At 63.9% G+C, this 25,136-nt stretch carries 22 protein-coding genes and 1 other annotated feature; of the genes, 9 read left to right on the forward strand and 13 right to left on the reverse strand.

The genetic code is table 11. The annotated features are described in order from the left end of the window. Nucleotides 1-8: 8 nt before the first annotated feature. From A3M1_RS0103450 to A3M1_RS0103460, 3 genes are all read right to left on the reverse strand, one after another. Nucleotides 9-1,130, reverse strand: coding sequence for an ATP-binding cassette domain-containing protein (locus tag A3M1_RS0103450; RefSeq protein WP_018387561.1), 1,122 nt, complete (start codon nt 1,128-1,130; stop codon nt 9-11). An 8-nt stretch (nt 1,131-1,138) separates the two neighbouring features. Continuing rightward, nucleotides 1,139-1,822, reverse strand: coding sequence for a GntR family transcriptional regulator (locus A3M1_RS0103455; protein WP_026221112.1), 684 nt, complete (start codon nt 1,820-1,822; stop codon nt 1,139-1,141). A gap of 273 nt (nt 1,823-2,095) precedes the next feature. Next, nucleotides 2,096-3,327 (reverse strand): IS3 family transposase gene (locus A3M1_RS0103460; RefSeq protein WP_085930247.1). Its coding sequence is split into 2 segments (ribosomal slippage): nt 2,096-3,030 and nt 3,030-3,327, totalling 1,233 coding nucleotides; the frame shifts between segments, so codons are not numbered across the junction. Then, nucleotides 2,927-3,043, reverse strand: a sequence feature (AL1L pseudoknot). It overlaps the preceding gene by 117 nt. Before the next feature lie 373 nt (nt 3,328-3,700). On the opposite strand from A3M1_RS0103460, the gene A3M1_RS0103470 reads away from it, so the two are divergent. Both A3M1_RS0103470 and A3M1_RS0103475 read left to right on the forward strand, forming a co-directional pair. Continuing rightward, on the forward strand, nt 3,701-4,582 hold the full coding sequence (locus A3M1_RS0103470) for a glycine betaine ABC transporter substrate-binding protein (protein WP_245261557.1): 882 nt from the start codon (nt 3,701-3,703) through the stop codon (nt 4,580-4,582). Between the two features lie 13 nt (nt 4,583-4,595). Continuing rightward, complete coding sequence (locus A3M1_RS0103475; protein WP_245261558.1) at nt 4,596-5,951, forward strand: MmgE/PrpD family protein; 1,356 nt, start codon at nt 4,596-4,598, stop codon at nt 5,949-5,951. An 18-nt stretch (nt 5,952-5,969) separates the two neighbouring features. On the opposite strand, the gene A3M1_RS0103480 is transcribed toward A3M1_RS0103475, so the two are convergent. The 4 genes from A3M1_RS0103480 to A3M1_RS0103495 form a co-directional block, all read right to left on the reverse strand. After that, a complete protein-coding gene (locus tag A3M1_RS0103480; RefSeq protein ID WP_245261559.1) occupies nt 5,970-6,986 on the reverse strand; it encodes a GlxA family transcriptional regulator in 1,017 nt (338 codons plus the stop codon). A gap of 903 nt (nt 6,987-7,889) precedes the next feature. Beyond that, the gene (locus A3M1_RS0103485) at nt 7,890-8,327 is read right to left on the reverse strand and encodes a MaoC/PaaZ C-terminal domain-containing protein (protein WP_018387568.1); all 438 of its coding nucleotides are present in this window, start codon (nt 8,325-8,327) and stop codon (nt 7,890-7,892) included. A 13-nt stretch (nt 8,328-8,340) separates the two neighbouring features. Then, complete coding sequence (locus A3M1_RS0103490) at nt 8,341-9,537, reverse strand: dihydrodipicolinate synthase family protein (protein ID WP_018387569.1); 1,197 nt, start codon at nt 9,535-9,537, stop codon at nt 8,341-8,343. Between the two features lie 16 nt (nt 9,538-9,553). Continuing rightward, nucleotides 9,554-11,104 (reverse strand): acyl CoA:acetate/3-ketoacid CoA transferase, encoded by a 1,551-nt coding sequence (locus tag A3M1_RS0103495; RefSeq protein WP_018387570.1) that lies wholly within the window; start codon nt 11,102-11,104, stop codon nt 9,554-9,556. Nucleotides 11,105-11,247: 143 nt separating this feature from the next. Here A3M1_RS0103495 and A3M1_RS0103500 point away from each other — a divergent pair, with 143 nt between their 5' ends. The 3 genes from A3M1_RS0103500 to A3M1_RS25645 all read left to right on the forward strand — a co-directional run bounded on the left by A3M1_RS0103500 (nt 11,248) and on the right by A3M1_RS25645 (nt 14,090). Then, on the forward strand, nt 11,248-12,018 hold the full coding sequence (locus A3M1_RS0103500; RefSeq protein ID WP_018387571.1) for an enoyl-CoA hydratase/isomerase family protein: 771 nt from the start codon (nt 11,248-11,250) through the stop codon (nt 12,016-12,018). Nucleotides 12,019-12,026: 8 nt separating this feature from the next. Beyond that, entirely contained in the window at nt 12,027-13,052 is a 1,026-nt protein-coding gene (locus A3M1_RS0103505) for a LacI family DNA-binding transcriptional regulator (protein ID WP_018387572.1), read from the forward strand. Nucleotides 13,053-13,143: 91 nt separating this feature from the next. Then, a protein-coding gene (locus tag A3M1_RS25645) for an IS630 family transposase (protein WP_085930261.1) occupies nt 13,144-14,090 on the forward strand; the annotation gives its coding sequence in 2 pieces (ribosomal slippage) (nt 13,144-13,483 and nt 13,483-14,090; 948 coding nt in all). 126 nt (nt 14,091-14,216) lie between these two features. Here A3M1_RS25645 and A3M1_RS0103520 read toward each other — a convergent pair. Genes A3M1_RS0103520 through A3M1_RS0103530 form a run of 3 tightly spaced genes read right to left on the reverse strand, consistent with a single transcriptional unit; the run spans nt 14,217 to nt 17,075 of the window. Next, the gene (locus A3M1_RS0103520) at nt 14,217-15,521 is read right to left on the reverse strand and encodes a TRAP transporter large permease (protein WP_018387575.1); all 1,305 of its coding nucleotides are present in this window, start codon (nt 15,519-15,521) and stop codon (nt 14,217-14,219) included. Beyond that, nucleotides 15,508-16,026: a TRAP transporter small permease gene (locus A3M1_RS0103525; protein ID WP_018387576.1), complete on the reverse strand. Its 519-nt coding sequence runs from the start codon at nt 16,024-16,026 to the stop codon at nt 15,508-15,510. The genes A3M1_RS0103520 and A3M1_RS0103525 overlap by 14 nt, the downstream gene beginning before the upstream one ends. A 53-nt stretch (nt 16,027-16,079) precedes the next feature. Further along, nucleotides 16,080-17,075 carry a TRAP transporter substrate-binding protein gene (locus tag A3M1_RS0103530; protein WP_018387577.1) on the reverse strand — a complete coding sequence of 332 codons (996 nt, stop codon included), beginning with the start codon at nt 17,073-17,075 and terminating at the stop codon, nt 16,080-16,082. 630 nt (nt 17,076-17,705) lie between these two features. On the opposite strand from A3M1_RS0103530, the gene A3M1_RS0103535 reads away from it, so the two are divergent. Next, entirely contained in the window at nt 17,706-18,494 is a 789-nt protein-coding gene (locus A3M1_RS0103535) for a 3-ketoacyl-ACP reductase (protein ID WP_018387578.1), read from the forward strand. Between the two features lie 92 nt (nt 18,495-18,586). Beyond that, nucleotides 18,587-19,345 (forward strand): shikimate dehydrogenase, encoded by a 759-nt coding sequence (locus A3M1_RS0103540; protein ID WP_245261560.1) that lies wholly within the window; start codon nt 18,587-18,589, stop codon nt 19,343-19,345. A gap of 52 nt (nt 19,346-19,397) precedes the next feature. Here A3M1_RS0103540 and A3M1_RS0103545 read toward each other — a convergent pair whose 3' ends face one another. Further along, complete coding sequence (locus A3M1_RS0103545; protein ID WP_018387580.1) at nt 19,398-20,354, reverse strand: electron transfer flavoprotein subunit alpha/FixB family protein; 957 nt, start codon at nt 20,352-20,354, stop codon at nt 19,398-19,400. A gap of 3 nt (nt 20,355-20,357) precedes the next feature. After that, entirely contained in the window at nt 20,358-21,104 is a 747-nt protein-coding gene (locus A3M1_RS0103550; protein WP_018387581.1) for an electron transfer flavoprotein subunit beta/FixA family protein, read from the reverse strand. A gap of 167 nt (nt 21,105-21,271) precedes the next feature. Here A3M1_RS0103550 and A3M1_RS0103555 point away from each other — a divergent pair, with 167 nt between their 5' ends. Further along, nucleotides 21,272-21,964 (forward strand): TetR family transcriptional regulator, encoded by a 693-nt coding sequence (locus A3M1_RS0103555; protein WP_018963896.1) that lies wholly within the window; start codon nt 21,272-21,274, stop codon nt 21,962-21,964. 90 nt (nt 21,965-22,054) lie between these two features. Next, nucleotides 22,055-23,188: an acyl-CoA dehydrogenase family protein gene (locus tag A3M1_RS0103560; RefSeq protein WP_018387583.1), complete on the forward strand. Its 1,134-nt coding sequence runs from the start codon at nt 22,055-22,057 to the stop codon at nt 23,186-23,188. A 520-nt stretch (nt 23,189-23,708) separates the two neighbouring features. On the opposite strand, the gene A3M1_RS0103565 is transcribed toward A3M1_RS0103560, so the two are convergent. Next, nucleotides 23,709-25,094, reverse strand: coding sequence for an IS1182 family transposase (locus A3M1_RS0103565; protein ID WP_026221117.1), 1,386 nt, complete (start codon nt 25,092-25,094; stop codon nt 23,709-23,711). Nucleotides 25,095-25,136 lie beyond the last annotated feature (42 nt).

Here is a 25,136-nt window from a genome sequence, read left to right on the forward strand (position 1 = left end):
GGGTGCGCTCAGGCGGCGAAGGCCCGGGCGTCCTCTCGGCAGAAGCCGAGAGCGATGGTCGCGCCGCGCTCAGGGCGCGCGCTCTGGCCGCAATTGGGCAGTTTCCAGATGATCTCGGTGCCGTCGCGCATCCGGCCGCGCACGCGGGAAACCTCCCCGAGATAGGTGATGTCGGCGACCTCCACCTCGACCGATGATCCCTCCCCAGCCTGAGCCGGTCGAAGACGCTCGGGCCGGACCGCAAGGTTCACGCGGTCGCCGATGCGCGCGTCGGCGATGTTTCGCGCTTCAAGGACGGCGCCATCGGCGCAGCGGACATGGCAGAACTCGGTATTGGCGGCGATCACCATGCCGGTGATGCGGTTGTTCTCGCCGATGAAGCCGGCCACGAAGGCGGTGCGCGGTGCCTCATAGAGCTCAGAGGGCGTGCCGATCTGGGCAATCCGCCCCGCTTCGAACACCGCGACGCGGTCCGAGAGCGACAGAGCTTCGCTCTGGTCGTGGGTGACATAGACGATGGTCGGCCGCAGCTCGCGATGTAGTCGAAGGATCTCATCCTGCATCTGTTCGCGCAGCTGCTTGTCGAGCGCGCCTAGCGGCTCGTCCATCAGCACGAGCTGCGGCTTGTAGATCAGCGCCCGAGCCACGGCGATGCGCTGCTGCTGCCCGCCGGACAGCTGCGCCGGGCGCCGATCCCGCATGCCATCCAGGCGGATGAGCTGCAGCGCCCAGGCGACACGCTCGGTGATCTCGGATTTGCGCCAGCCGCGCGCCTGGAGTGGATAGGCCAGGTTCTCGCCGACGGTCAGGTGCGGGAACAGCGCATAATGCTGGAACACCATGCCGATATTACGCTTATAGGGCGGCAGCCTGGACACGTCGCGCCCGCCGATCTCGATTGTCCCGGCGCTCGGCGGCTCAAAGCCAGCGAGCATCATCAGTAGGCTGGTCTTGCCGGAACCCGAGGGACCGAGAATAGTCAGAAACTCGCCCGGGTGAACGTCGAGATCAAGCGCGTCCACCACCTTGGCGATACCGTCATAAGTCTTGTCTACGCGGCGCAGCACCAGAGCTTCCGCCTGGGTCCCGTTGCCTGATGGCGCCAGCGCGCTCGTCACCTTCATCAGCATGAGCACCCTCAATCGTGATCACCCAGCATGAAGCTGGTGATGCGGTTGAGAGTGCGGGCAATGTGGTTGCGCCGGATGAAGCCCACCGCGCGGATATCGCCAGCGGCGAGCGAAGCCAGGATTTCGGTGATTTCGTCGGCTTGTGCCGCGACCTCAGCCGCCCAGTTGAGTTCGGGCAGGATCTCGAGATAGGCGCGGATCGTCTTGTAGTAAAGAACCTCGGAAACCTGCCGGTATTCGGCATTGCCGGAAAGGTGCAGGATTTCGTCCTGAAGCCGGTGGCTGATCTGGGCCAGAGCGCGCACATCGACCTGACCGCTCAGCGGCTGGCATTCGGCCAGAAGCTCGCGGAGCGTCGCGGTAATGGCGTCGAGCATGGACGCCGGGTTGAGGTCGCCGAGCAATTCAGCAAGCTTCATGCGCAGCGCATAGGCGTCGCGCAGGGATTTGAGTTCCACCGACGTTACCATCGAGCCGACATTGGGTGTGGTCTCGATCAGCCCTTCATTCTCCAGCGCCTGCATTACCCGCCGCATGGGGGTGCGGCTGACACCGAATTCGCGCGCGAGCTCGGCTTCGCTGAGTGCCGTCCCAGGCGGGTAAATCAGAAGACAGATGCGGTCGCGCAAAGCGCGGTGGATAGCGGAAAACCGCTCCCTCGGCGTGGGTCGGCTCTCAACAGTCACGGTCATGGCGGCCTCCTGTTGTTCAAGTGGTACATCTTAAAATATGTATCGTCAACGGCAGAGTCCCGGATTCGATAACCGGTATACCGGCTTGCGCCGTGAGGAGTAAGTTTATGAAATGTCTAGTACATTCCTGAAAGTAGTTTGCTATCGGCAGCTCCCGCCGCGAAAATTCCTCGCTATCACGCGAGAAAATGCGAAGGCGGATGATGTCGATGAGCGGATCTGAATCGGGGATGCTGAACCGCCCCGGTTTCACCGGAGGCCATTTGGTTTAAGTCACGCCGCCATTTGCTGCTCACCGAGCATGACGTAGTAGCGCTCCTCGGCTTCGGCCGGCGGGATGTTGCCGATAGGCTCCAGGAGCCGGCGATGGTTGAACCAGTCGACCCAGGTCAGCGTGGCGAACTCGACGGCCTCGAAGGATCGCCAAGGCCCCCGACGATGGATGACATCGGCCTTGTAGAGGCCGTTGATCGTCTCGGCGAGTGCGTTGTCATAGCTGTCACCGACGCTGCCGACGGAGGGCTCGATGCCGGCCTCAGCCAGCCGTTCGGTGTAGCGAATGCTCACATATTGCGAACCGCGGTCGCTATGGTGCACCAGGCCGCCGCGATGGGCGGGCCGTCGCTCGTGAAGGGCCTGCTCCAGGGCATCAAGCACGAAGCTGGCATGCGCGGTCCGGCTCACCCTCCAGCCGACGATGCGGCGAGCATAGGCGTCGATCACAAAGGCGACGTAGACGAAGCCCGCCCAGGTGCTGACATAGGTGAAGTCCGAGAGCCAGAGCCGGTTAGGCGCCGGCGCATGGAACACCCGGTTCACACGGTCGAGCGGGCACGGTGCCGACTTGTCCGAGATGGTCGTGCGGACCGGCTTGCCGCGGATCACACCAGCGAGGCCCATGCCCTGCATCAGCCGTTCGACGGTGCAACGGGCAACGTCAAACCCTTCGCGCATCATCTGTCGCCAGACCTTGCGCGCTCCATAGACCTCGAAGTTCTCGGCGAACACGCGCTCGATCTCGGGCCGCAAGGCCGCGTCCCGTAGCGCCCGTGCCGAGCACTTCGACGGATCAAGCCGCCGGGCGACATGCGCATGATAGGTCGATGGGGCGATCGGCAGGACCTTGCAGATCGGCTCGACCCCATACGCACCGCGATGATCATCGATGAACGCGATCATGTCTTCGACCGGCGGTCGAGCTCCGCCATGGCGAAATATGCAGATGCCTTGCGCAGGATCTCGTTCGCCTGCCGCAGCTCGCGGTTCTCGCGCTCAAGGGCCTTCAGCTTCGCAGACATATCCGTCGTCACCCCGGCCCGCTTACCGGCGTCGACCTCAGCCTTCTTCAGCCACTCGTTCAGTGAGTGTGCCGAGCAGCCAATCTTCGCCGCTATCGACACAATCGCCTGCCAGCGCGACGGATGCTCAGCCTCATGATCCAGCACCATCCGCACCGCGCGAGCGCGCACCTCAGGCGAGAACTTGTTCGTCGTCTTGCTCGTCATAGCCCCATCCTCTCAGGAGTTGGGGTCTCCGGCAAAGCCGGGGCGGTTCAATATGCGGAATTTTCCGGCGCCCAATGTAAGGGCGCCGATGGGCAGCGCCGCATTGGGACAGTCAGGTGCGACGAACGCGGCGGCTGCTTAAGCGCGCGCCGGCGCGGTTCGCCGGTAGTCTCGCGGCCAACTGTGGAGCTGTCGCGGCGGGCTGACGCGGCAATGTCGATTTCTGCAAAATTGGTGTCGATAACTGATGCTCGCCAGTGTGCGGCTCGATCTACGATACGTGCACAATTGAATTCGTCCGGCTTTCCTAGACGCAAATGGCCAAGCCATTGACAAAAAGAAGTAAACTCAAGCCATTCCAATCGGGGGTCCCATGGATAAGATGATTGCCTGTTTCGTTGGACTGTGCGTAGCGGCTATGCCGCTTTTCGCGAGCGCCGCGGATGTCAAGCTTGGTGCCAAGGGATTTACGGAGAATATATTGGCCGGCGAGATTACTCAGCAGTATCTCGCCTCTAAGGGTATCGGCGCAACGTTGACGTCAGGGCTCGGGAGCAACGTCGTCCGCCAAGGTCTCGTTTCGGGTCAGATCGACCTCTATTGGGAGTATACTGGTCCTGCACTTGTGAACTACCACAAGATGCCCGGAATCCCGCGAGCACAGATGCTTGCCAAATTGAACGAGCTGGACGCGACCAACGGGCTCGAATGGCTCGACAGCTCGGACGTGAATGACACCTATGCCCTCGCGGTACGCCGTGAAACCGCCAAGGCAAGGGGGTTGCGCACGACCAGCGATCTGGCTGCGGCGGTCAACCGCGGAGAGAAGATCACGTTCGGCTGCAACGCAGAATTCTACGGCCGCAAGGACGGGCTCATGCCTATGCAAGAAGCCTATGGCTTCTCCTTCCCGCGCGCGGACATCGTTCGCATGGATTCCGGCCTCGTCTATCAGGCGCTGCGCGACGGCCAGGTCGATGTCGGTCTCGTGTTCTCGACCGACGGCCGCATCCCAGCCTTCGACTTCGTCCTTCTGGAAGACGACCGGCAGTACCACATTGCGCAGGTGATGACCCCGGTAGCCACCAAAGCGGCGCTGGAAGCCCACCCCCAGCTCAAGCCGCTGCTGAAGGACATTTCCAGCCGACTCAACGAAGAGGTTATGGCCAGGCTCAACGCTCAGGTCGATGTTGAAAAGAAGACAATTTCCGAGGTTGCGAACGGGTTCCTGAAGTCCTCCGGCCTTGTCAACTGAGCACGTGGCCATCATGCGCAAGCTTTCGCTTCGGGACGGCGACCTTCGCTCGTTCCTTTCGACGATCGAGACGACGGATCTGTCCGAGGAGATCGTCGACAAGGCGCGCTGGTGCCTTGTCGATCTGATCGCCACCGCCGTCGCCGGTTCCGCCACGCCGCTGGCAGGCATACTCGTCCGCTATGTCGGTGATTTTCACGGCGTCGGCCTCAATGGCGGGCCAAGCTGCCGGCCGATGATCGGTGGCCCGCTTACCAACCCGGTGGGCGCTGCGCTGCTGGGCGGAATGGTGATCGACTCCATGGACGCGCATGACGGACACTCGCTCACCAAGGGACATGTCGGCTGCGCGGCACTGCCGTCGCTGCTGGCAGTCGCCGAAGCCGCCAGACCTGATCTCGAAGGGGGCACTTTCCTGCGCCTGCTGATCGCGGGCTACGAAATCGGTACGCGGGCGGGCATCGCCCTGCATAACAGCGTCCCGGAGTATCACTCGTCAGGGGCCTGGAATGCCGTCTGCTGTGCCGCTCTCGCGGGGCATCTGCTGGAACTGGACGAAACGCGCTTCCAGCACGCCCTCGGCATTGCGGAGTATCACGGTCCGCGCAGCCAGCTGATGCGCGACGTCGACTATCCGACGATGGTCAAGGACGGTTCGGGCTGGGGAGCGATGGCTGGCGTATCGGCCGCCTATCTCGCCTCGGGAGGTTTCACCGGCGCGCCGGCCGTGTCTGTCGTCGACGAGGATCTAGATGAGGTTTGGAATGATCTGGGCGAGCGCTGGCGTATCCAGGAGCAATACACTAAGCTCTATCCCGTCTGCCGCTGGGCGCATGCCGGCATTGACGGTGTTCGTGAGCTCAAGGCCGCTCATGCGATTAAACCTGACGATGTCGACGAGGTGATCGTTCACACCTTCCATGAGGCCACACGTCTATTTCAAGGCATACCCCAGACGACTGACCAGGCGCAGTACGGCACGTCGTTCCCGACGGCTGTTGCGCTCATCCATGGCAACGTGCTGCCCCAGCATGTCGTGGATGACGCGCTCGGCGATCCGCAAGTGTGCAGGCTCACGGAGCGGATCCGTTATGTCGAGGATGGCGAATATTCGCGGTTGTTTCCCGCTCGGCGCTTCGCTCGCGTCGAGATCCGGCTGAAGGACGGCTCAATCCATTCGTCAGCGCCGCGCGAGCCGCGTGGTGATCCGGATGCTCCGCTGTCCGTCGCTGAACTGGAGCGCAAGTTCCTGCTCTATACGACACCGGCATGGGGCGAAGAGCAGAGCCGCAACTGCCTGTGTTACCTCAGCCAGTTCGGCCGGCCGGGAACCACGGTGCGCGACCTTTTGCATGCGATCCGCAATTGATAGCGATCGCACCGCCTCTCACGCACCTGTGCTGCTGATCTTGCGGTACTGAGACGGCATCTGGTCGTGGAAGTGCAGGAACCATCTGGAGAAATGCGCGACCGATCCGAATCCGGTGGCGATAGCGATCTCGAGCAACGGCTTCTCGGTATAGCTGAGCAATTCGCGGGCGCGCTCGGTGCGCAGCATCAGGTAGTAGTGCATCGGCCGCAACGAGAGATGGGTCGTGAAAAGCCGTTCCATTTGTCGTTCACTGATGCCCGCCTGATCGGCGATCTCGCGGATGGCCAGGGGATCTTCGATGTGTTCCCGCATGATGGTGGTGGCCCGCCGGATCACCGGAGGCTGGTAGGTCAGATTGCGCTGCCGCCAACCTGATTGCGGCTCGTTGTGCGCCCTGATCTTCGCATGCTGGAACTGCGCGGCAACCTCGTTGGCGATGTCCGGGCCATACCGCAGCAGGATGATGTGCAGCATCATGTCCATCGCGGTGGTGCCACCCGAAGATGTCAGCCGATCGCGGTCGATCTCGTAGACCGCCTCGGTCACAATCAGGCCTGGAAATTCCTCGCGCAGCGCCGGGAGATTTTCCCAGTGGATTGTGCAGCGGTATCCTTCGAGAAGGCCCGCCCGCGCAACCAGATGTGTGGCCGTCGACAGTGCGCCGATGGCGCGCTTGCGCCGGTTCGCATTGCGCAGGGCGCGAATGATCGGCCGCTCCTGCGCTGCGGTAAGGCGCGTGCCGCCGCACAGGACAAGTGCATCTATCCGGTCAGTCGCCGCATCAACCGCCCCGGCCTCAAGAACCAGATCATTCGACGCCATCACGGGCTGGCCGTCCGTGCTGCATGTGTACCAATCAAAGGCTTTGCGGCCAAGAAGCCGGTTGGCAACGCGGATCGGTTCGATTGCGGAGCTCAGGCTCATCATCGAGAAGCGCGGCGCCAGGAGGAAGCCGAAGCGCAAGGGTTCGTGATCCTTGTCAAGCAGCAAAGCACTCTCCCGCAGCGCGACAAGGCCGATCGGCGCGGTCACGCACAGCCGATACCGGCCAGTCCAGCGGCAACGTTAGCGGCGCACCAAAACAAATGCTACGATTAGGGAGACCATACCAAATCATGCTTTGATGAGCGGCCTCCGAGGGTACGGAGAGCGAGGACGCAACAGTTCCACCTTGGGCGTCGATGTGATTGAGCGACTCGACTGAGGGGCTGAGGCGAGGCGCCTTGAGTTGCTTTGGCGCGGCACAGACCGTGTGGCACGCCAAGGCTCAGGGCCTATTAATTTCGATCCAGATGTGATTCACCGTATCCGGGAGAATGCCGGGACGGGTGAATTGTTTGTGCTTAGCAAGAGCCAGATGGCACGAGTATTGCCGTTCTTCGTGCTACCGCTGGTGTTCCGCGGTGAATAAGCGCCAACACGAGCCCCGCCACAGATGGCTTCAACGCATTGGAATGGCTTCAGGAGTTCATTTCGACTGGAGTTGCGATCTGCGCCAGTAGAGACTCAGTGATCGCCGATATTTGTTAATTCAATCAGATAACTAGTCCGTCTCCAGCGAAGGTTCCGCTTCGGCGTCGCCACGATCGTCTTTGTCGCGGTCTTCGTCGTAATCCTCGGCCCACGCGCGGCCAAGAGCCCAAGTCTCGGAGGGGCTGCCGAAAGCGGACCTTCTGAAGCTTGTAGATGGGCCAGTGTCAGCCTCAGTCATTCAACGGCGATATGTTAACTTCTCGTTTAAAGTCCCAATAGCGGACAGTCTGCCACCGACCCCAAAACAGACGTTAAAAGAGCGCCTGGAATGTCCACGGCTGGCAACAAGCGGCCATCGCGCTAGCAACCTGCTCGCATACACTCAAACGCTTAAAACATGAGTAAGTTCTCGCTAATATCTTGGAAGACGATTTAGGTGGTTCGTCGCTGAAGCCGTTGTACTCAGGCCGCGTTCGGCACCCATTTTAGGATGTGGGTCGCCACGGCCGCGAGCTTGCCGCTGTCGACGACATGGACTTCAACCTCGGCATAGGATCGGCGCGCCTCGGTATCGACGCGGGCGATCTTGTAGGTCACCGCGATCGTCTCGCCGATGCGCACGCCTTCGAGAAAGCGCACGCGGTCATAGCCGAGCGACACCGGCGTCTCGCCGCCGTCGCGAGCGTCCGCGCAGGCCATGGTCGAGCAGGCCGACATGTAGCCGACGAGCAGCGCGCCATGGGCAATGCGCCCGCCATAGGGCGTCTCGCGCATCGCGGCCTCGTCGACATGGTTGGGCGACAGGTCGCCGGTGATACCGGCGAAGCCGTAGACATCGGCTTCCGACACCGTCTTGCGGAAGCGCCAGCTCTGATCGACCTCAACGTGGAACACGCTCATCAGGTAGCTCCCGTCACTCAGCTGCCGCGCGGGCACTGGCAACGCCCGGCTCGACGCCGCGCACCGCCATCAGATTGCACATCCGCGTGCAGGCGAGTTCCGACTCCAAAAGGACCCCGGCCTGATCGGCTAGGCGGAACAGTTCGGCGAGATGCACCGTCGCGCGCGCACTCTCCTGCCCGTTCGCGAGGGTGAAATGGCTCTGAAAGCCGTTCAGCCACGCGAGGAACACGACGCCGGTCTTGTAGAACTGCGTCGGCGCTTTGAAGATGTGGCGCGACAGCGGCACGGTAGGATCCATCAGCCGGTCATAGGCGGCACGGTCGCCCTTCGCGAGCGCGGTGAGCGCGGCGCTGGCGGCCGGCGCGATGGCGTCGAAAATGCCCAGCAGCGCCTGCGAATGGTGCGTGCCGTCACCTGCGATCAGGGTCGGGTAGTTGAAGTCGTCGCCGGTATACATCTCGACGCCCGCTGGCAGCCGGGCGCGCATCGATACTTCCTTCTCTTCGGAGAGCAGCGACACCTTGATGCCGGCGACCTTCGAGGCGTTGGCCTTGATGATCTCAAGGCAGACGTCCATCGCCTTCCAGTGGTCGTCATGGCCCCAATAGCCGGCGAGCGCGGGATCGAACATCTCGCCCAGCCAGTGCAGGATCACGGGCTCCGGGCTCTGCGAGAGGATCCGGTCGTAGACGCGGGCGTAGTCTTCCGGACGCGCCGCAGCGCGCGCTAGCGCACGGCTCGCCATCAGGATAAAGCGGCTGCCGGCCTTGTGGATCGCTGTGCACTGCTCCTCGTACGCTTTGATGATCTCGTCGATCGTGTAGTCACGGCCATTGGCGAGTTGGTCGGTGCCCACGCCGCTCGCGAGCAGCGCGTTCGCGCCATAGGCACGGGCTTCCGCAGCGGTGCGGGTGATGAGTTCGAGCGAGGTCGGCCAGTCGACGCCCATGCCGCGCTGCGCAGTGTCCATGGCTTCGGCGACGCCGAGGCCGAGATCCCACAGATAGCGGCGATAGGAGAGCGTCGCGTCCCAGTCGACCGCCGTCTTCAGCCACGGATCGATGTCCGCAAACGGGTTCACCGTCACATGGGCAGCCGAATAGGCGATGCGGTTGAACGGCCCGGCGGCGCGACGGGGAAGCGGCTCGCCGGCCTTCAGCGTGTAGCGCTCGAGAGCACCGCTCGAGACGGGAAGAATGATATCCATGGAAAGTGTCCTTCTCTCAGGCGGCGCTGTCGACGGGCGCGGCGCCCTCGAAGAAGCGGGCGGACATGATCTTCGGCTCGCGGGTTATCGGGGTGAAGCCGATGCGGTCGAGAATGTCGGTCTGGATGTCGATGCCCGGAGCCACCTCGATCAGTTCGACGCCTTCCGGGGTCAACTGGAACACGGCGCGCTCGGTCACGTAGACGACCTTCTTGCCTTCCGCGATAGCCTGCTCGCCGCTGAATGTGATGCCCGCGACGCGGTCCACGAGCTTGCGCACATCGCCCTGACGCTCAATCACAAGCTTGCCGTCGACGACGCGCGAGCGCGCGCCCTTGGTGTCGAAGCTGCCGCAGAACACGACCGCCTTCGCCTTTTGGGTGATATCGATGAAGCCGCCGGGCCCGCTGATCTGGCCTGCGAAATGCGACACGTTCACGTTGCCGAACCCGTCCATCTCGGCGAGACCGAGGAAGGTCATGTCGAGGCCGCCGCCACTATAGAGGTCGAACTGCTCGGGCGAGGACAGGATGCCCATCGGGTTCGCCGCGATGCCGAACATGTCGCCGGTCAGCAGGTCGCCGCCATGGATGCCCTGTTCAATGGTGAACCAGAACTCGTCCTGACGCCCGGTCTTGAAGATGATCTCCGCGACATCGGCGGACATGCCAAAGCCGAAATTCAGCGTCGAGCCGGTGATCAGCTCTTCGGCCGCGCGGGCGGCAACGATATGGCGCGCGACGTCGTCCTTGCCGGAATTGCGCACGACATCGCCGTGCTCGAGACCGGCAAGCGAGAGGTGGTAGCCGCCCTGATAGGTCTGCTGCTGCTCGGGGCAGACAACGACGTAATCGACGAGATTGCCGGGAACGGTCACCTCGCGCGGACGAAACGTGCCGCGCGCGACCTTCTCGCGCACCTGCGCGATGACGACGCCACCGGAATTGCGCGCCGCGAGGGCGAGCGAATAGGCGTCGAGGTCGGCAGGCTCCTCGCTGGCGCTGATATTGCCGACATCGTCGACGTAGGTGCCGCGAATGACGCCGACATCGACCGGGAACGGCTTGTAGCGCAGCACGTCTTTGCCATCGATTTGCATCAGCTCGACGATGTCCTCGGTCGAGATCGAATTGCAGCGCCCGCCCTGCTGACGCGGATCCACAAAAGTGCCGAGGCCGACATGGGTGAACAGGCCCGGACGGCCCGCCCCGATTTCGCGGAACAGGTGCATGATCGCGCCGCCCGGCAGGCAGTAGGCCTCGATCTTGTTCTCCTGCGCCATGCGCAGCATGGTGGGCGACCAGACCCAGTGGCCGCCGATGACGCGCTTTACCATACCCTCATGGGCGAAACGGTTGATGCCGCGACGGCGGCGATCACCAAGGCCGAGCGCATGGACGAGCGTGATGTTGCGCGGTGCGCCCTGCTCCAGATACGCCGCCTCGAAGCAGCTCAGCGCCTCGTCCGGCTCCATCAGGCCACCGCCCGCACCGCTGGTAGCGACGGTCGCACCCTCCTTCAGCCCAGCCAGGATGGACTGAAGCTCCTCCTTGGTGACGATTTTCATTTTGCTTCCTCGCCTGTGCGGGGTTGAACGCCGCCCTTGGCATCATTAGTAGAACGTTCTACTCATCTGGTTGGTTTGTCGTCAAGGCGCACGCGTGAAATCAATCTGAGTCCGCAGCTGGGCCACACATCGAGGGGATGGAAATGGAATTCGTGAAGATCGACGTGGATGGCACCGTCGCCACCCTCCTCCTAACCCGCAGCGCCAAATTGAACGCACTAACGCCGCAGATGATCGCCGAAATCGGCGCGGCCATTAGCCGAATCGAGGACATTCCGGACATCCGTGTGATCGTCCTCTCCGGCGAGGGGCGCGCCTTTTGCGTCGGCGCCGACGTGAACATCTGGGGAAGCCTGAGCCCGGAAGACGTCCGCCGCAGCTGGATTCTCCATGGACACCGCGTCTTCGACCGCATCGAGACCTGCCGCCTGCCGGTGGTCGCAGCCATTCACGGCATGGCGTTCGGTGGCGGGCTGGAGCTAGCTTTGTCCGCCGACATTCGCGTCATCGATGCCGAGGCGCTGGTCGCGCTGCCGGAAACCTCCATCGGCACCGTTCCCGGCTGGGGCGGAACACAGAGACTTAGCCGGCTCATAGGCCTGCCCCGCGCCAAACTCATGGCCTTGACGGGGCGGCGGATCGATGCTGCAACCGCTACGTCGTGGGGCTTGGCGACCGATATCGCCAAGCCCGGACAGGCGCTCGCCAAGGCAAAGGACGTTGCCCGCGAGATCGCCAGCATGGCACCCGTGTCGACGCAGATCGCTAAATCGATTCTCAACGGAGGTGTCGGCATTGGCAGCGATGCAACGTTCGAACTCCTGGCGGGCATGGCCGCGGCTGGCACCGAGGACGGCCGCGAGGGCATCCGCGCCCTCAAGGAGAAGCGGGCACCGCAGTTCAATGGGCGCTGACACCGGCAATGAATGAGATCGCGCCGCTGCGGCGGGTCACCATCATTGACATCGCGAAGGCGGCCGGCGTGTCGCCCTCGACGGTGTCGCTCGTCCTGCAGAAAAACGAGCGCATCTCCGCCGAGACGCGAAACCGCGTCGAAGAGGCAATAAGGAAGCTCGGCTACAAGTACAATCGTAGCGCCGCAAACCTTCGCCGCCAGACTTCGCAGGCCATCGGCCTCATCATCAACGACATCTGCAACCCGTTCTTCGCGGAAATGACGGCGGGCGTGCAGAAGGGGCTGGAAGGCACGGAATTTCTCGTCTTCCTCGTCGAGACCGGTGACGAGATCGAGCGCCAGTCACGCGTTTACCAGTCGCTGGAAGAGCACGGCATCGGCGGGCTTATCATCTTCCCGGCCTCGCAGACGAAGCCGGAATTCCTTGAGCGCATCGCAGCGGGCGGCACCCCGATCTGCGTCGCCATTCGCCGGCCTCCGGATGCCGATGTCGATTATGTCGGCCCCGACAACCGCCTCGCCGGACGCATCGCGACGCGCCATCTCATCGAACTCGGCCATCGTCGGATCGCCTTTCTCGGCGGCGAGGCGAAAAGCCCCTCCCGGATCGATCGCGTCGCCGGTTATCAGGAAGCGCTGCAGCGCGCCGGCAACGCTTTCGATCCCGCCCTATGCGTCGAAAGCCGGCCGACGCGCGCCAACGCCATCTCCGACCTCAACAAGGTGCTCGACCTACCCGAGCCGCCGACCGCCGCGATCGGCTACAACGACAATGTCGCCATCGCGCTCATGCACGGCTTGCGCCGGCGTGGTCTGGAGCCCGGCAGGCAGTTCGCCATCGTCGGCATCGACGGAACCTCGGAGGCGGAACTCGCCTATCCGGCCCTGACGACGGTGGCGCTGCACGCCCATGAGACGGGTCGCCGCGCCGCCGAACTGGTGTTGGAGCGAATCAAGGCGCCAGGCAAGACGCATGAGAACGTTATCCTGCGCCCGAACCTGATCGTGCGCGCCTCCTGCGGCACACGCTAGAGCATCTTCGATGAACGCAGAGTCGGTTTGAGGATTCCCGGGTCGTTCGCTGTCTGATTCATTGCTGCTGGTGATTTGCCAGGAGGTGATGATGACGAGGAGCCTGAGTGGCGACCTTCGCGGTCGGTTGATTGCGGCGATCGAAGACGGGGCTTCAACGCGGGAGGCAGCGCGTCGCTTCTCGATCGGGATCTCGACGGCCGGGGCTTGGTATCGCCGCTATCGCGAGACCGGCGAGATGGAAGCGCGCAAGCAGGGCCAGCCGTCGCGCTCGAAGCTCGATGCACATGAGGCCTTCATTCTCGGCCTCATCGAGGAGGTGCCGGACATCACGCTGGCCGAGATCGGGGAGCGCCTTGCAGCCGAGCGCGGCGTGCGGGCCGCCCCCTCGACGGTGTGGCTGTTCCTCGACCGGCGCGACATCACGTTCAAAAAAAGACGGCGCACGCCGCCGAGCAGCAGCGCCCCGATGTCCTGCGCCGCCGCATAGCCTGGTTTGACGGCCAACTTGACCTCGACCCCGCGAGGCTGATCTTCATCGATGAGACCGCGGCATCCACGAAGATGGCCCGCTTGCGCGGCAGGGCGCCATGCGGCGAGCGATGCCGGGCGGCCGTTCCACACGGCCATTGGAAGACGACCACCTTTACCGCCGGCCTGCGACTGGACGGCATGACGGCGCCGATGCTGCTCGACGGACCGATGAACGGTCCGGCCTTCCTGGCCTATGCAGAGCAAGTGCTCGCGCCCGAGCTTCGCCCCGGCGACATCGTGGTCATGGACAATCTGCCCGCTCACAGGATCAGCGGCGTGCGCGAGGCCATCGAGAAGGTCGGCGCGCGGCTCCTGTTCCTGCCGCCCTACTCGCCAGACTTCAACCCCATCGAGATGGCCTTCTCGAAGCTCAAGGCCCTGCTCAGAAAGGCCGCAGCCCGAACCATCGACGAACTATGGTCCGTCGTCGCCGATTGCCTCTCCGCTTTCACGCCAGAGGAATGTCGGCACTATTTCGACGCTGCCGGATATGACCCGGATTAAGTCGAATCTGCTCTAGCGCGGCGTCCTGTCGTCGATCGCAACATCTACGGTCCTCCAGCCAGCCGCGAAAAGAAAGGGCGGCCTCGCATCTGCGGGCCGCCCTTTCTTTTCGTGGGCTGCGCCGTATCAGGGACCGAGATCGGGCCCGACAAGGTGCGGAAGGTAGAGATAGAGCTGCGGCAGCATGATCACCGTCACCAGCACCAGCAGTAGCGGCAGGATCTGGATCAGCGTATCCTTGATGACCGATCTGAGCGGCGCTGCGGCTGACGCCGCCGCGATCAGCAGGCACAGTCCATAGGGCGGCGTCACGAGGCCGAAGGCGAGCGAGACAATGCCGATCAGCGCGTAGTGCAGCGGATCCATGCCGGCATGGGCCGTGAGCGGCTGCAGGATCGCACCGACGATGACGATGGCGGGGATCGCATCGAGGAAGCAGCCGACGACCAGGAACACCGCCGCAATGAAGAAGCCCGTCGCGGTGATGCCCATGTCCCATTCGACCGCACTGGCGAGCAGGGCGTTTGGAACCTTGTAATAGGCGAGCAGCCAGCCGAACACCGACGCGGTGCCGAGGCAGAACAGTGACACCGCCGAGAACCGCCCGGTATCGATGAAGGTCGCGAACAGTTGCTTCAGGTCCATCTCGCGGAACACGAACACCGCGAGGAAGATCGCGTAGACGCCCGCGATAGCGGCCGACTCGGTCGCGGTGAACCAGCCGAAGATCTTTCCGCCCGCGATGATGAACGGCAGGAACAGCGCCGGCACCGCGATCACAGTGGCCTTGAGGAAGTCGACGAAGCTCGACCGGGCGAAGCGCGGATAGTGGCGCACCTTCGCATAGACGTGGACCGTCACCATCATGGCGAGACACAGCATCAGGCCAGGCAGGATACCGCCGATGTAGAGCGAGCCGACCGAGATGGAAAGCGTGCCCGCCCAGATCACCATCAGGATGCTCGGCGGAATGACCACCGAAAGCACCGAGGACACCGCCGTATTGGCGACGGAGAAGCTGCGGTCGTAGCCCTCCTTCACCATGGCGGGGATGAAGATCTTGCTCTGGCTCGCCGCATCGGCCGTGGCCGATCCGGAGACGCCGGCGAACAGCACGGAGAGCACCACGTTCATCTGAGCCAGCGCACCGGGGAAATGGCCCACCATAGTGCGCGACAGGTTCAGCATGCGGTCGGTGATGCCACCCGCGTTCATCACGTTCGCCGCGAGCAGGAAGAACGGCACAGCGAGCAGCAGGAACGAATTGTACGACGTGTACATCTGGTCGATCAGCACGTAGAGCGACACGCGCGGGTCGAACAGCAGCGGCGGCAGGCAGGCGATGCCGAGCGCGAACGCCACCGGCACGCGCAAGATCAGCAGGACCATGAAGGTCCCGAGCAGGATGACGGCAACCTCACCGGGTCCCATTTTCGACCTCCGTCAGGGAGAGCGCGGTCTCGGAGCGGCCGTAGACGGCGATGGCGTCGTAGATCCCCTCAAGGGTGAAGACGATCCAGCCGATCGCGGCGAACGGGAAGGCGCCGTAGACGTAACCCATATTGATGTCCGACATGTCCGACGTCATGCGCAGCCCGAACTGCGTATATTCGAGGCTGCCCCATAGGAAGACGAGGCCGAACACCAGCACGCAGATCCGCACGATCATGCGTGCGATCAGCGTGCCGAGCGGCGTTGCGGGCGTCGGCAGCAGGTCGATGTCGAAATTGGTATTCTCGCGCACGGCGACCGCCGATCCGATCATGACCAGCCAGATCAGAGCGAAGCGCGAAAGCTCCTCGGTCCAGAGATAGTTAGGGACGATCTCGCCATAGCGGGCCAGAACCTGCATCCCGACGGGGATGACCAGAAACACGGTCAGCAGGCCGAGCACTCCGACAAGGAACAGATGATAGAGCCGCAACAGGCGTCGCATGGAGATGCCCTCAGATGGGGCCGCGGCGGAACCGCGGCCCTTGTGCGATGGGATCAGTTGATGGCGCGAACGTTCTTGAGAACGTCTTCGGCGCCGAGCTCCTTGGCATAGGTGTCGATCACCGGCTGCACCTTCTTGTGCATCGCCTCGACGTCCTTAAACTCAATGAGCTTCACCTTGCCCTCAGCCGCCATCTTCTCGAGCATAGCCGCGTCCTCGGCCGCCTCGGTCTCGCGCCACCAGGCCGCGGCTTCCTCGCCCGCCTTCAGCACGGCGGCCTGCAGGTCCGGGGGAAGGCGCTCGAAAGTCGCGCCACTGAACACCAGCGGGCGGACGGTGATGATGTGGCGCGTGCGGATGACTTCCGGCGCGACCTCGTAGAAGCGCATCTGCGCGTTGGTGGACGCCTCGTTCTCGAGCGCCTCGATCACGCCACTCTGGATGGCGTTGTAGATCTCGTTATAGGCGACAGTGCTCGGCACGATACCCACCGCCTGGAAGGCGCGGGCGTGGATAGGCGTGCCCTGCACGCGCATCTTCAGGCCGTGCAGGCCGGCGAGGTCGCTGGCCGGCTTCTTGGAGAGGATGTTGCGCTCCGCCCCGCCGCCGAGGCCGAGGATCTTGACGTTGCCTCGCTTCTCGATGTCGTCGACGATCGGCTTGAAGGCATCGCCCGCCGTCGCCTTCTTCCACTGGTCGACGTCCTTGAACAGGAACGGCGTGTCGAGGATGCCGGCGCCGCGCGCGATCGGCGTCATGTGGGCGGGGGCAACGACAGCGAAGTCGACCGAGGTGCCACGCGTCATCAGGCCGAAATAGCCAGCCTCGTTACCGAGCTCGCCATTCTCGTGCATCACGAATTCGACTGGCTTGCCGTAGTACTTGGCCACGAGATCGGTGAATTTCGTCATCGAGCGGTTGAAGATGTGGTCCTTGTTGTAGGCGCTGGCGCCGTGCAGAACGATTTTCTCCTGCGCCTGCACGCTCATCGTACCGGCGAGCAGGAGACAGGCGGAAAAGGCGGCGGCGGCGAGCTTGATTGGCTTCATTGAGGTTCCTCCTGGCTTTTCTCGGTGCAGAGCCGCACCCGGCGACGGGCGAGGCAAGCGGGCAGACGTTGAGCAACCCGCGCCATGACGGCGAGAGCGACGAAAGTCTCAGCGATGGGGAAAGACAGCCGCGATGCGCGTGGAGGGTCGTGGTGACGACCCGAGATCCGGCTCGGCCTTTGGCAGCAACTGCGCCTGCGGCATGGCATCCTCCCATAGGCTTTTCGCCTTCTTGAGGCGGTATTAGCGCAGACCGAACGTTAGTACAACGATTTATCAAGCGTTCCGGCGTGCTAGAGGCACACAAATATGATTGCCGTAACGGCTAAGTTTCTGAACTTAAATTCATTTTCAACGATCTCGCTGGATGGCCGGCTTTTCGCCGGTATCTGGTGTCCCCGCATGCACTATAATCGGCTGCACCCGACGAGACGGATCACGGAACAATGTGATTTTCATGATGTATGTGCGTAACTTAGAAGATTTTAACGTAGACTCCGGCCTTCCTCGCGCCTGCTCTGGACGCCCTTACCGCCACGTCGCACAGCCATTTTCGCCTTGACGCAACCGATTGGTGTGGTCAAACGATACACCAACGAAACGACCCTCTTTCCCTCGGCAGGTGCCTTCATGAGCGAATCCTTCCCCTTCTGGCCCGTTGCTTTCGTCACCGGCTCCAGCCGCGGCATCGGCCGTGGCATCGCCCTCGCTCTTGCAGCCAAGGGCTTCGACGTGGCGGTGCATGGCCGCTCGAACGCGGTTGAGGCGCAGCGCACCGCCGACGAGATCGTCGCCCTCGGGCGCCGCGCCACCGTCGTCCTCGGAGAAATCGGCGATCTGGCGCGCCATGAGGCGATGATCGAGGAGGCCGAGGCCGCGCTAGGCCCGCTCACCACTTTCGTGAACAATGCGGGCGTTGGCGCGCTCAAGCGCGGTGACGTGCTGGAGGCCTCGGTCGAAAGCTACGACCACTGCATGCTATACAACGCGAAGGCCGCCTTCTTCCTCACCCAAGCGGTCGCCCGCCGCATGGTCACGCGCCCGCGCGATCCCGCCGGCTACTACTCGATCCTGCTCGTCTCCTCGGTGAGCGCGACCGCCGCCTCCATCAATCGCGGCGAGTATTGCGTGTCGAAGGCGGCGACCGCGATGATCGCCCAGGTCTTCGCCGCCCGCCTCGCGCGCGAAGGGGTCTATGTCTTCGACATCCAGCCCGGCGTCATCGAGACCGACATGTCGCGTCCCGCGCTCGCCGACTACCAGCGCCGGATCGACGAGGAAGGCCTGACCCTCATCCCGCGCCTCGGCCAGCCGCAGGATGTCGGCACGGTCGCCGCGTCCATCGCCGCCGGCGGCCTGCCCTATGTCTCCGGTCAGGTCATCCGCGTCGACGGCGCGATGCTGCTGCCGCGCCTCTGACGCGCGCCGACGATCCATAACAACAGGAGGTCACCATGTCCGATGCCGGCCCCGCGCTCCTCAGCGTCACTGGAGAGACCCGCCTCTATTTCGTGATCGGCGACCCGATCCGGCAGGTCCGCTCGACCCAGCTCTACAACAAGATCACCGCCGAAAAGGGCATCGACGTCGTGTTCGCGCCGCTGCAATTCGCCGCCGCCGATTTCGACGCCGCGGTCGCCGGACTGCGCAGCTTCAAGAATCTGGCGGGCATCATCCCGACCATCCCGCACAAGCCACGCATGATGAAAGTGGTGGACCGCGTCGAGCCGCGCGCCAAGCTGGTCGGCGCGGTCAACTCGATCCGCGTCGAGGCGGACGGCACTTGGGTCGGCGACACCTTTGATGGCGTCGGCTACGTCAACGGCCTCGTTTCGAACAATCGCGATCCCAAGGGCCGCTCGGTACTGCTGATCGGCGCGGGTGGCGCGGGTGCGGCGATTGCCGTCGCGCTGGCGGATGCGGGCGTGTCGCGCCTGCGCGTCGTCGATGTCGACACCGCCAAGGCCGAGCGTGTCGTCGCCGCCGTGAGGGGCGCCTATCCCGGCCTCGCCGTGGACACCGGCGCGCCGGTCCCGGCCGAGTTCGACATCGTCGCCAACGCCACGCCGCTCGGCATGTCCTCGAACGACCCATACCCGATTGATCCCGAGACGCTCGTCCCCGGCCAGTTGGTAACCGACATGATCATGAAACCGCCAGTCACCCCGCTGCTTCAGGCCGCCGAGAAGAAGGGTTGCCCTATTCAGGTCGGCTATCAGGCCCTCGTCGGCCAGGCCGAGGCAAACTTGGCCTTCTTCGGCCTCGTCTGATCCGCTGCGATAAAATGGCCGCCCGGATCTTCGTCCGGGCGGCCTTTTTGCATCAAGATGCCGACAGCGCCTTGGTCAGCTCCGGCACGACGCTGAACACGTCGCCGACCAGCACATAATCCGCCACCGCGAAGATCGGCGCTTCCGGATCGGTGTTGATCGCGACGATCACGCGCGAATCCTTCATGCCGGCGAGATGCTGGATCGCGCCCGACACGCCCGCAGCGATGTAGAGATCGGGCGCGACGATCTTGCCGGTCTGGCCGACCTGTAGGTCGTTCGGCGCATAGCCCGCATCCACCGCCGCGCGCGTCGCCCCGATGGCCGCGCCGAGTACGTCCGCGAGCGGGGCGATCACCTCGTCGAAGCGCTCCGCCGAACCCAGCGCGCGACCGCCCGACACGACGATCCGCGCCGAGCCGAGATCGGGCCGCTCAGTCTCGCTGACCTCGCGCGACACCAGCCTGGCCGGGACCGCCGAGCCGATGATCGCCTCGCATTCCGCGCGCGACATCTCCTCGACCGGAGCGGCAGCCCCGCCCTGCGCCGCCGGCTGGAAGGCGGAGGCCCGCACCGTCACCACCTTCACGCCATCGAGGGAACGCAGGCGTTCCAGCGCGTTGCCGGCATAGATCGGCCGCGTGAACACGTTCGGCCCCTCGATGGCGACGACATCAGCGACGATCATCACATCCAGCAGGCTGGCGAGGCGCGGCAACACATCCTTGCCGGTGCTGGTCGCCGCGGCGACGACCGCGCCCGCTCCGCGCGCGGCTACCAGCGACTTCAGCAGTGCCGCAACCGCCTCGGTGGACAGGTCTGCCGGCGCATCCACGCGCAGCACGCGGTCAATGCCAGCGAACTCTGCCCCCTTGGCGGCCAGTTCAGGCGCGCCGCCAAGCACCACGAGGTCGATCGGCGTACCGAGAGCGCGCGCGGCGGAGACGGCACGCAGCGTGGCGGGTGAAAGCGCCGCTCCGTCGTGATCGGCAATAAGCAAAGTGGTCATCGTTCAGCCCTTGGCGAGAGTGCGGATATGGGCGGCGAGTTCGGTCACCGAACCCACGCGGACACCGGCCGTGCGGCCCGCCGGTTCAGTGAGCGACAGCCGCTCCAGACGTGGCGACAGGTCGATGCCGAGGCTTCCCGCGTCGATGGCCTCGATCAGCTTCTTCTTCGCCTTCATGATGCTGGGCAGCGAGGCGTAGCGCGGCTCGTTGAGGCGCAGATCCGCCGTAACGACCAGTGGCAGCGGCAGTTCCCACGTCTCCAGCCCGCCATCGATCTCGCGCATCACGCGGGCGGTATCGGCCTCGATATTCAGCGAGGAGGCGAAGGTCGCCTGCGGCCAGCCGAGCAGCCCCGCCAGCATCTGGCCGGTGGCGTTGGTGTCGTCGTCGATCGCCTGCTTGCCGAGCAGCACGAGGCGCGCCTCCTCGCGGCGCACGATCTCTGCCAGCAGCCGCGCCACGCCGAGCGACTCGGGCGCGGCTTCGGTGGTCAGGTGGATCGCGCGGTCCGCGCCCATGGCGAGCGCATGGCGCAGCGTTTCGCTGGCAAAGGAGTTGCCGATGGAAACCGCGACGATCTCACTGACCTTCCCCGCTTCCCGCTGCCGGATCGCCTCTTCCAGCGCGATCTCGTCGAACGGGTTCATTGCCATCCTGGTGCCGGCGAGCTCGACGCCCGAACCGTCGGCCTTCAGCCGAATCTTCACATTGGGGTCGACGACCCGCTTCACCGCAACCAGCGCCTTCACGCGGCTCTCCTACTCGGGGGTGGGATTTGATCTTCCAATAAATAACTAGTTAGTTACTTAGTATGCGTTTGGCAACCGCCCGCGATCGCGCGACGTAGTCGCGCGCGGCGAGGCATTGGTCTAGAACACGGCGGAGCGGTGCTTTCGCCGTCGCAACTGCGGGGAACATGCGGGTGACGGACGACGCGGGCGTCAAGACTTCGGGCAAGGCCGTGCCCGCCAAGAGCGCCGCCCCGGCGCCCCGTCCGCGCGAGGCGGATGCCACCCGCCGCCGGATCCTCGACGCCGCCAAGGCGGAGTTCGCTCGCCTCGGTCTCGCCGGCGCGCGTGTCGACGCCATCGCGCTGCGGGCCAAGGCCAATAAACGCATGATCTACCACTATTTCGGCAGCAAGGAGGGCCTCTACGTCGCCATTCTCGACGATGCCTATGGCGCGATCCGCGCCGCCGAACAGCAGCTCAAGCTCGACGACCTCGCCCCGGAGGATGCCATTCGGAAGCTCGTCACCTTCACCTGGAACTACTTCATCCGGAACCCGGAATTCCTGACGCTGGTGAACACCGAGAACCTCTACCGCGCACGCTACCTGAAGAAATCCACCGTGATCCGCGAGCTTCACACCCCGCTGATCGAGATGGTCCGATCCATCCTCGAGCGCGGCGTTGCGGCGGGCACGTTCCGCCCTGGTCTCGATCCGGTGCAGGTCAACCTCACCATCGCGGCGGTGGGCTACCACTACCTCAACAACCGCTTCACCGGCTCGATCATCTATGACCGCGACCTCAATGCGCGCGAGGCCCTGGACGAGCGCCTCGCCTTCAACATCGAGACGATCCTGCGGCTGATCTGCCGCGACTGACGCGGGCCACGCCGCCCTCGCCACTTGCGTCGGCGCGTCGACAGAAGTAAGTAACTAGATAGTTATATAGACCGTCTCCGGGAGCGCCTCATGTCCTTGTCCGAAACCCATGTGCAGATCCGCGACATGGCCCGCCGCTTCGCGCAGGAGGTCGTCCGCCCGCTCGCCGAGGAACTCGACCGCGACGAGCGCTTCCCCGCCGAGATCTACAAGGAAATGGGCCGCCTCGGCCTGTTCGGCATCACCGTGCCGCCCGAGCATGATGGTGCCGGCTTCGACGCACTCGGCTATGCACTGGTAATGGAGGAACTCTCCAAGGGCTATTCGTCGGTGGCCGATCAGTGCGGCCTCGTCGAACTCGGCTGCACGCTGCTCTCCGCCCACGGCACGCCGGCGCAGCGCGAGACATGGCTCAGTGAGGTCATGGCCGGTCGCAAGCGCGTCGCCTACTGTATCACGGAAGCCGAAGCCGGCACCGACGTATCCGGCATCCGCACCGTCGCCGAGCGCACGGCGGATGGCTGGGTGCTGAACGGCGGCAAGCTGTGGATCCAGAACGCGCCGCTCGCCGATGTCGGCTTCGTGCTGGCGCGCACCGACAAGGCGGCCGGCAAGCGCGGCATGAGCATCTTCGTCGTGGACCTCAATTTGCCGGGCGTGACCCGCGGGCCAAAGGAACACAAGATGGGCCAGCGCGCCTCGCAGGTCGGCGGGCTCACCTTCGACAATGTCGTTCTGCCCGGCGATTCTGTGCTCGGAGTCGAGGGTCGCGGCTTCCACATCATGATGAGCGTGCTCGACAAGGGCCGCATCGGCATCGCGGCGCTCGCGCTCGGCATCGCGCAGGCCGGCCTTGAGGCGGCGGTCGATTACGCCAAGACCCGCAAACAGTTCGGCCAGACCATCGCCGAGTTCCAGGGCATCCAGTGGATGCTGGCCGACATGGCCAAGGACATCGCCGCCGCGCGCCTCCTGATCCACGACGCCGCGCAGAAATTCGATGCCGGCGAGCCCGCCACCATGGCCTGCTCGATGGCGAAGTGCTTCGCCTCCGACATCGCCGTCGCACAGACCGCCAACGCGGTGCAGATCTTTGGCGGCAGCGGTTACATTCGGGGCTTCGAAGTCGAGCGGCTCTATCGCGACGCGAAGATCACGCAGATCTACGAGGGCACGAACCAGATCCAGCGGACCATCATCGCGCGAGAGATACTTAAATCTTGATGACGCAGTCTGAGAGTGAAAATGAGCCGCGTCGTCTACCGGTTGTCCGCAGAGAACTCAACTCCTCTCTTAAGTATCACGCTATCTGAAAGTTGCAGCGGACGGCGCGCAACGTGCCGCACTACCGTGTGCGCGCCGTCTAATCGTGAGACTAGCCGGCTGGCTGCTCAGTGCAGGAAGCTGTTCGCTCCAAGATCGCGAACCCAGTGCAGTATCCAAAAGGCGATTTGTAGTGCTTTGCCCTTCGCCGAGCGAACTTAAATCCGACATCGATCGGACGCCCGCATTGGGGGGGGCGGCCTTGCCGATCGCTAAGTTGCCGTGTGTCGACATTTGGGTCGGCAGACAAACGTCCGCCAGTCGCGGTACGCGCCTATTAGCAGACGGTCTGAAGTCGGCCTCAAACCGGCGATTCGTCATCATAGCAGCGACCTTCCGCTTCTGGCGGATGTCGTTGAAAAAGTCGCCTTGGAGAGCGCCGCTGGCCGGTGTCGGATTTGGCCAATTGGGCCTCGGCGTCTCATGCTGGTCTGATCTGCGGTCCGTTCGGCAGGAGCTTGGCGAGTTTCCTGAGGTTCTGGGCTGCCGCGGCGAGGTGGAACTCGTCTCTTGCGCCGTTTGGTCCCCGCAGGCGCAGCCGGTCGAGCTTCAGGATGCGCTTGAGGTGGGCGAAGAGCATCTCGACCTTCTTCCGCTCGCGCCGTGAGACGGCATAGGCGTCGGTCTGAGCGATGTCCCTGGCCATGTCGCGGGCACCTTCGTGGATCGAGCGCAAGATCTTGCGGGCCGGGGTGTTGGGGCAGCACTGCGGCTTCAGCGAGCAGGCGTCACAGGCAAGTTTGCTGGCGTGGTAGCGCATCATGCCGTTCTCATCGACGAACGGGCGCTCGGTTCGATAGACCTTCTGGCGCTGCCTCAACTCCTTCCCGGCCGGGCAGATATATAGGTCGCGGTCGTGGTCGTAGGCGAAGTCGGAACGGCTGTAGGTGCCGTCGCTGCGCTGGGATTTGTCGAAGACCGGGATGTGCGGCTCGATCCCGCGCTCATGCACCAGCCAGGCGAGGTTCTCGGCCGAGCCATAGGCGCTGTCGGCGGCGAGCTTCGCCGGCCAGAGGCCAAAGCGCTCCCGCGTTCGGTCGAGCATGGTGCGGGCCGAGCCGAGCTCGGCCTGCCGGATCGCGCGGCTGGCCTCGACATCGACGATGACGGCGTGGTCGAGGTCGATGAGATAGTTGGTGGCGTAGGCGAAGAAGGCATGGCCCTTCAAAGCGCCGGGCCATTGCGCCGCCGGATCGGAGCGCGAGACGAACTTCGGCTTCGTTTCGCTGGCCGCGCCCCAGGCGGCTTCATCCAGCGTGTCGAGATACTCGCGCACCGGTCGATGCGTCCGGGCGAGATCGTCCCAATCGACCGGCTCGGAGCCATCAGCCGAGCGCTGCTTGTTGGCATCGGCCTTGATCAGGCTGGCATCGACCGCGAAGCCTTCGCCGCCGACCAGCTCCTCCGCTATGCAACGCCGGACGGTCGCCTCGAACAGCTCGCGCAGGAGATCGCTCTCGCGGAAACGGCCATGGCGGTTCTTCGAAAAGGTGGAATGGTCGGGCACGCTGCCCTCCAACCCGAGCCGGCAGAACCAGCGATAGGCGAGGTTCAGATGGACCTCCTCGCATAGGCGGCGCTCGGAGCGGATCCCGAAGCAGTAGCCAATGAGGAGCATCCGGATCATCAACTCCGGATCGATGGAGGGCCGTCCCATCTCGCTGTAGAACGGCCGCAGATGTGTGCGAATCTCGGAAAGATCAACGAACCGATCGATGCCGCGCACCCAATGATCGGCCGGGACGTGGCGCTCCAGGCTGAACTCGTAGAACAGCACCTCCTGCACTGCCAGCCGCTCGCCCATCATCGCGCCGTCCTCCATCTGAGGAGACTGAATCAGGACTTCATA

This window comes from Ancylobacter sp. FA202, from assembly GCF_000380205.1.
GTDB lineage: Bacteria > Pseudomonadota > Alphaproteobacteria > Rhizobiales > Xanthobacteraceae > Ancylobacter.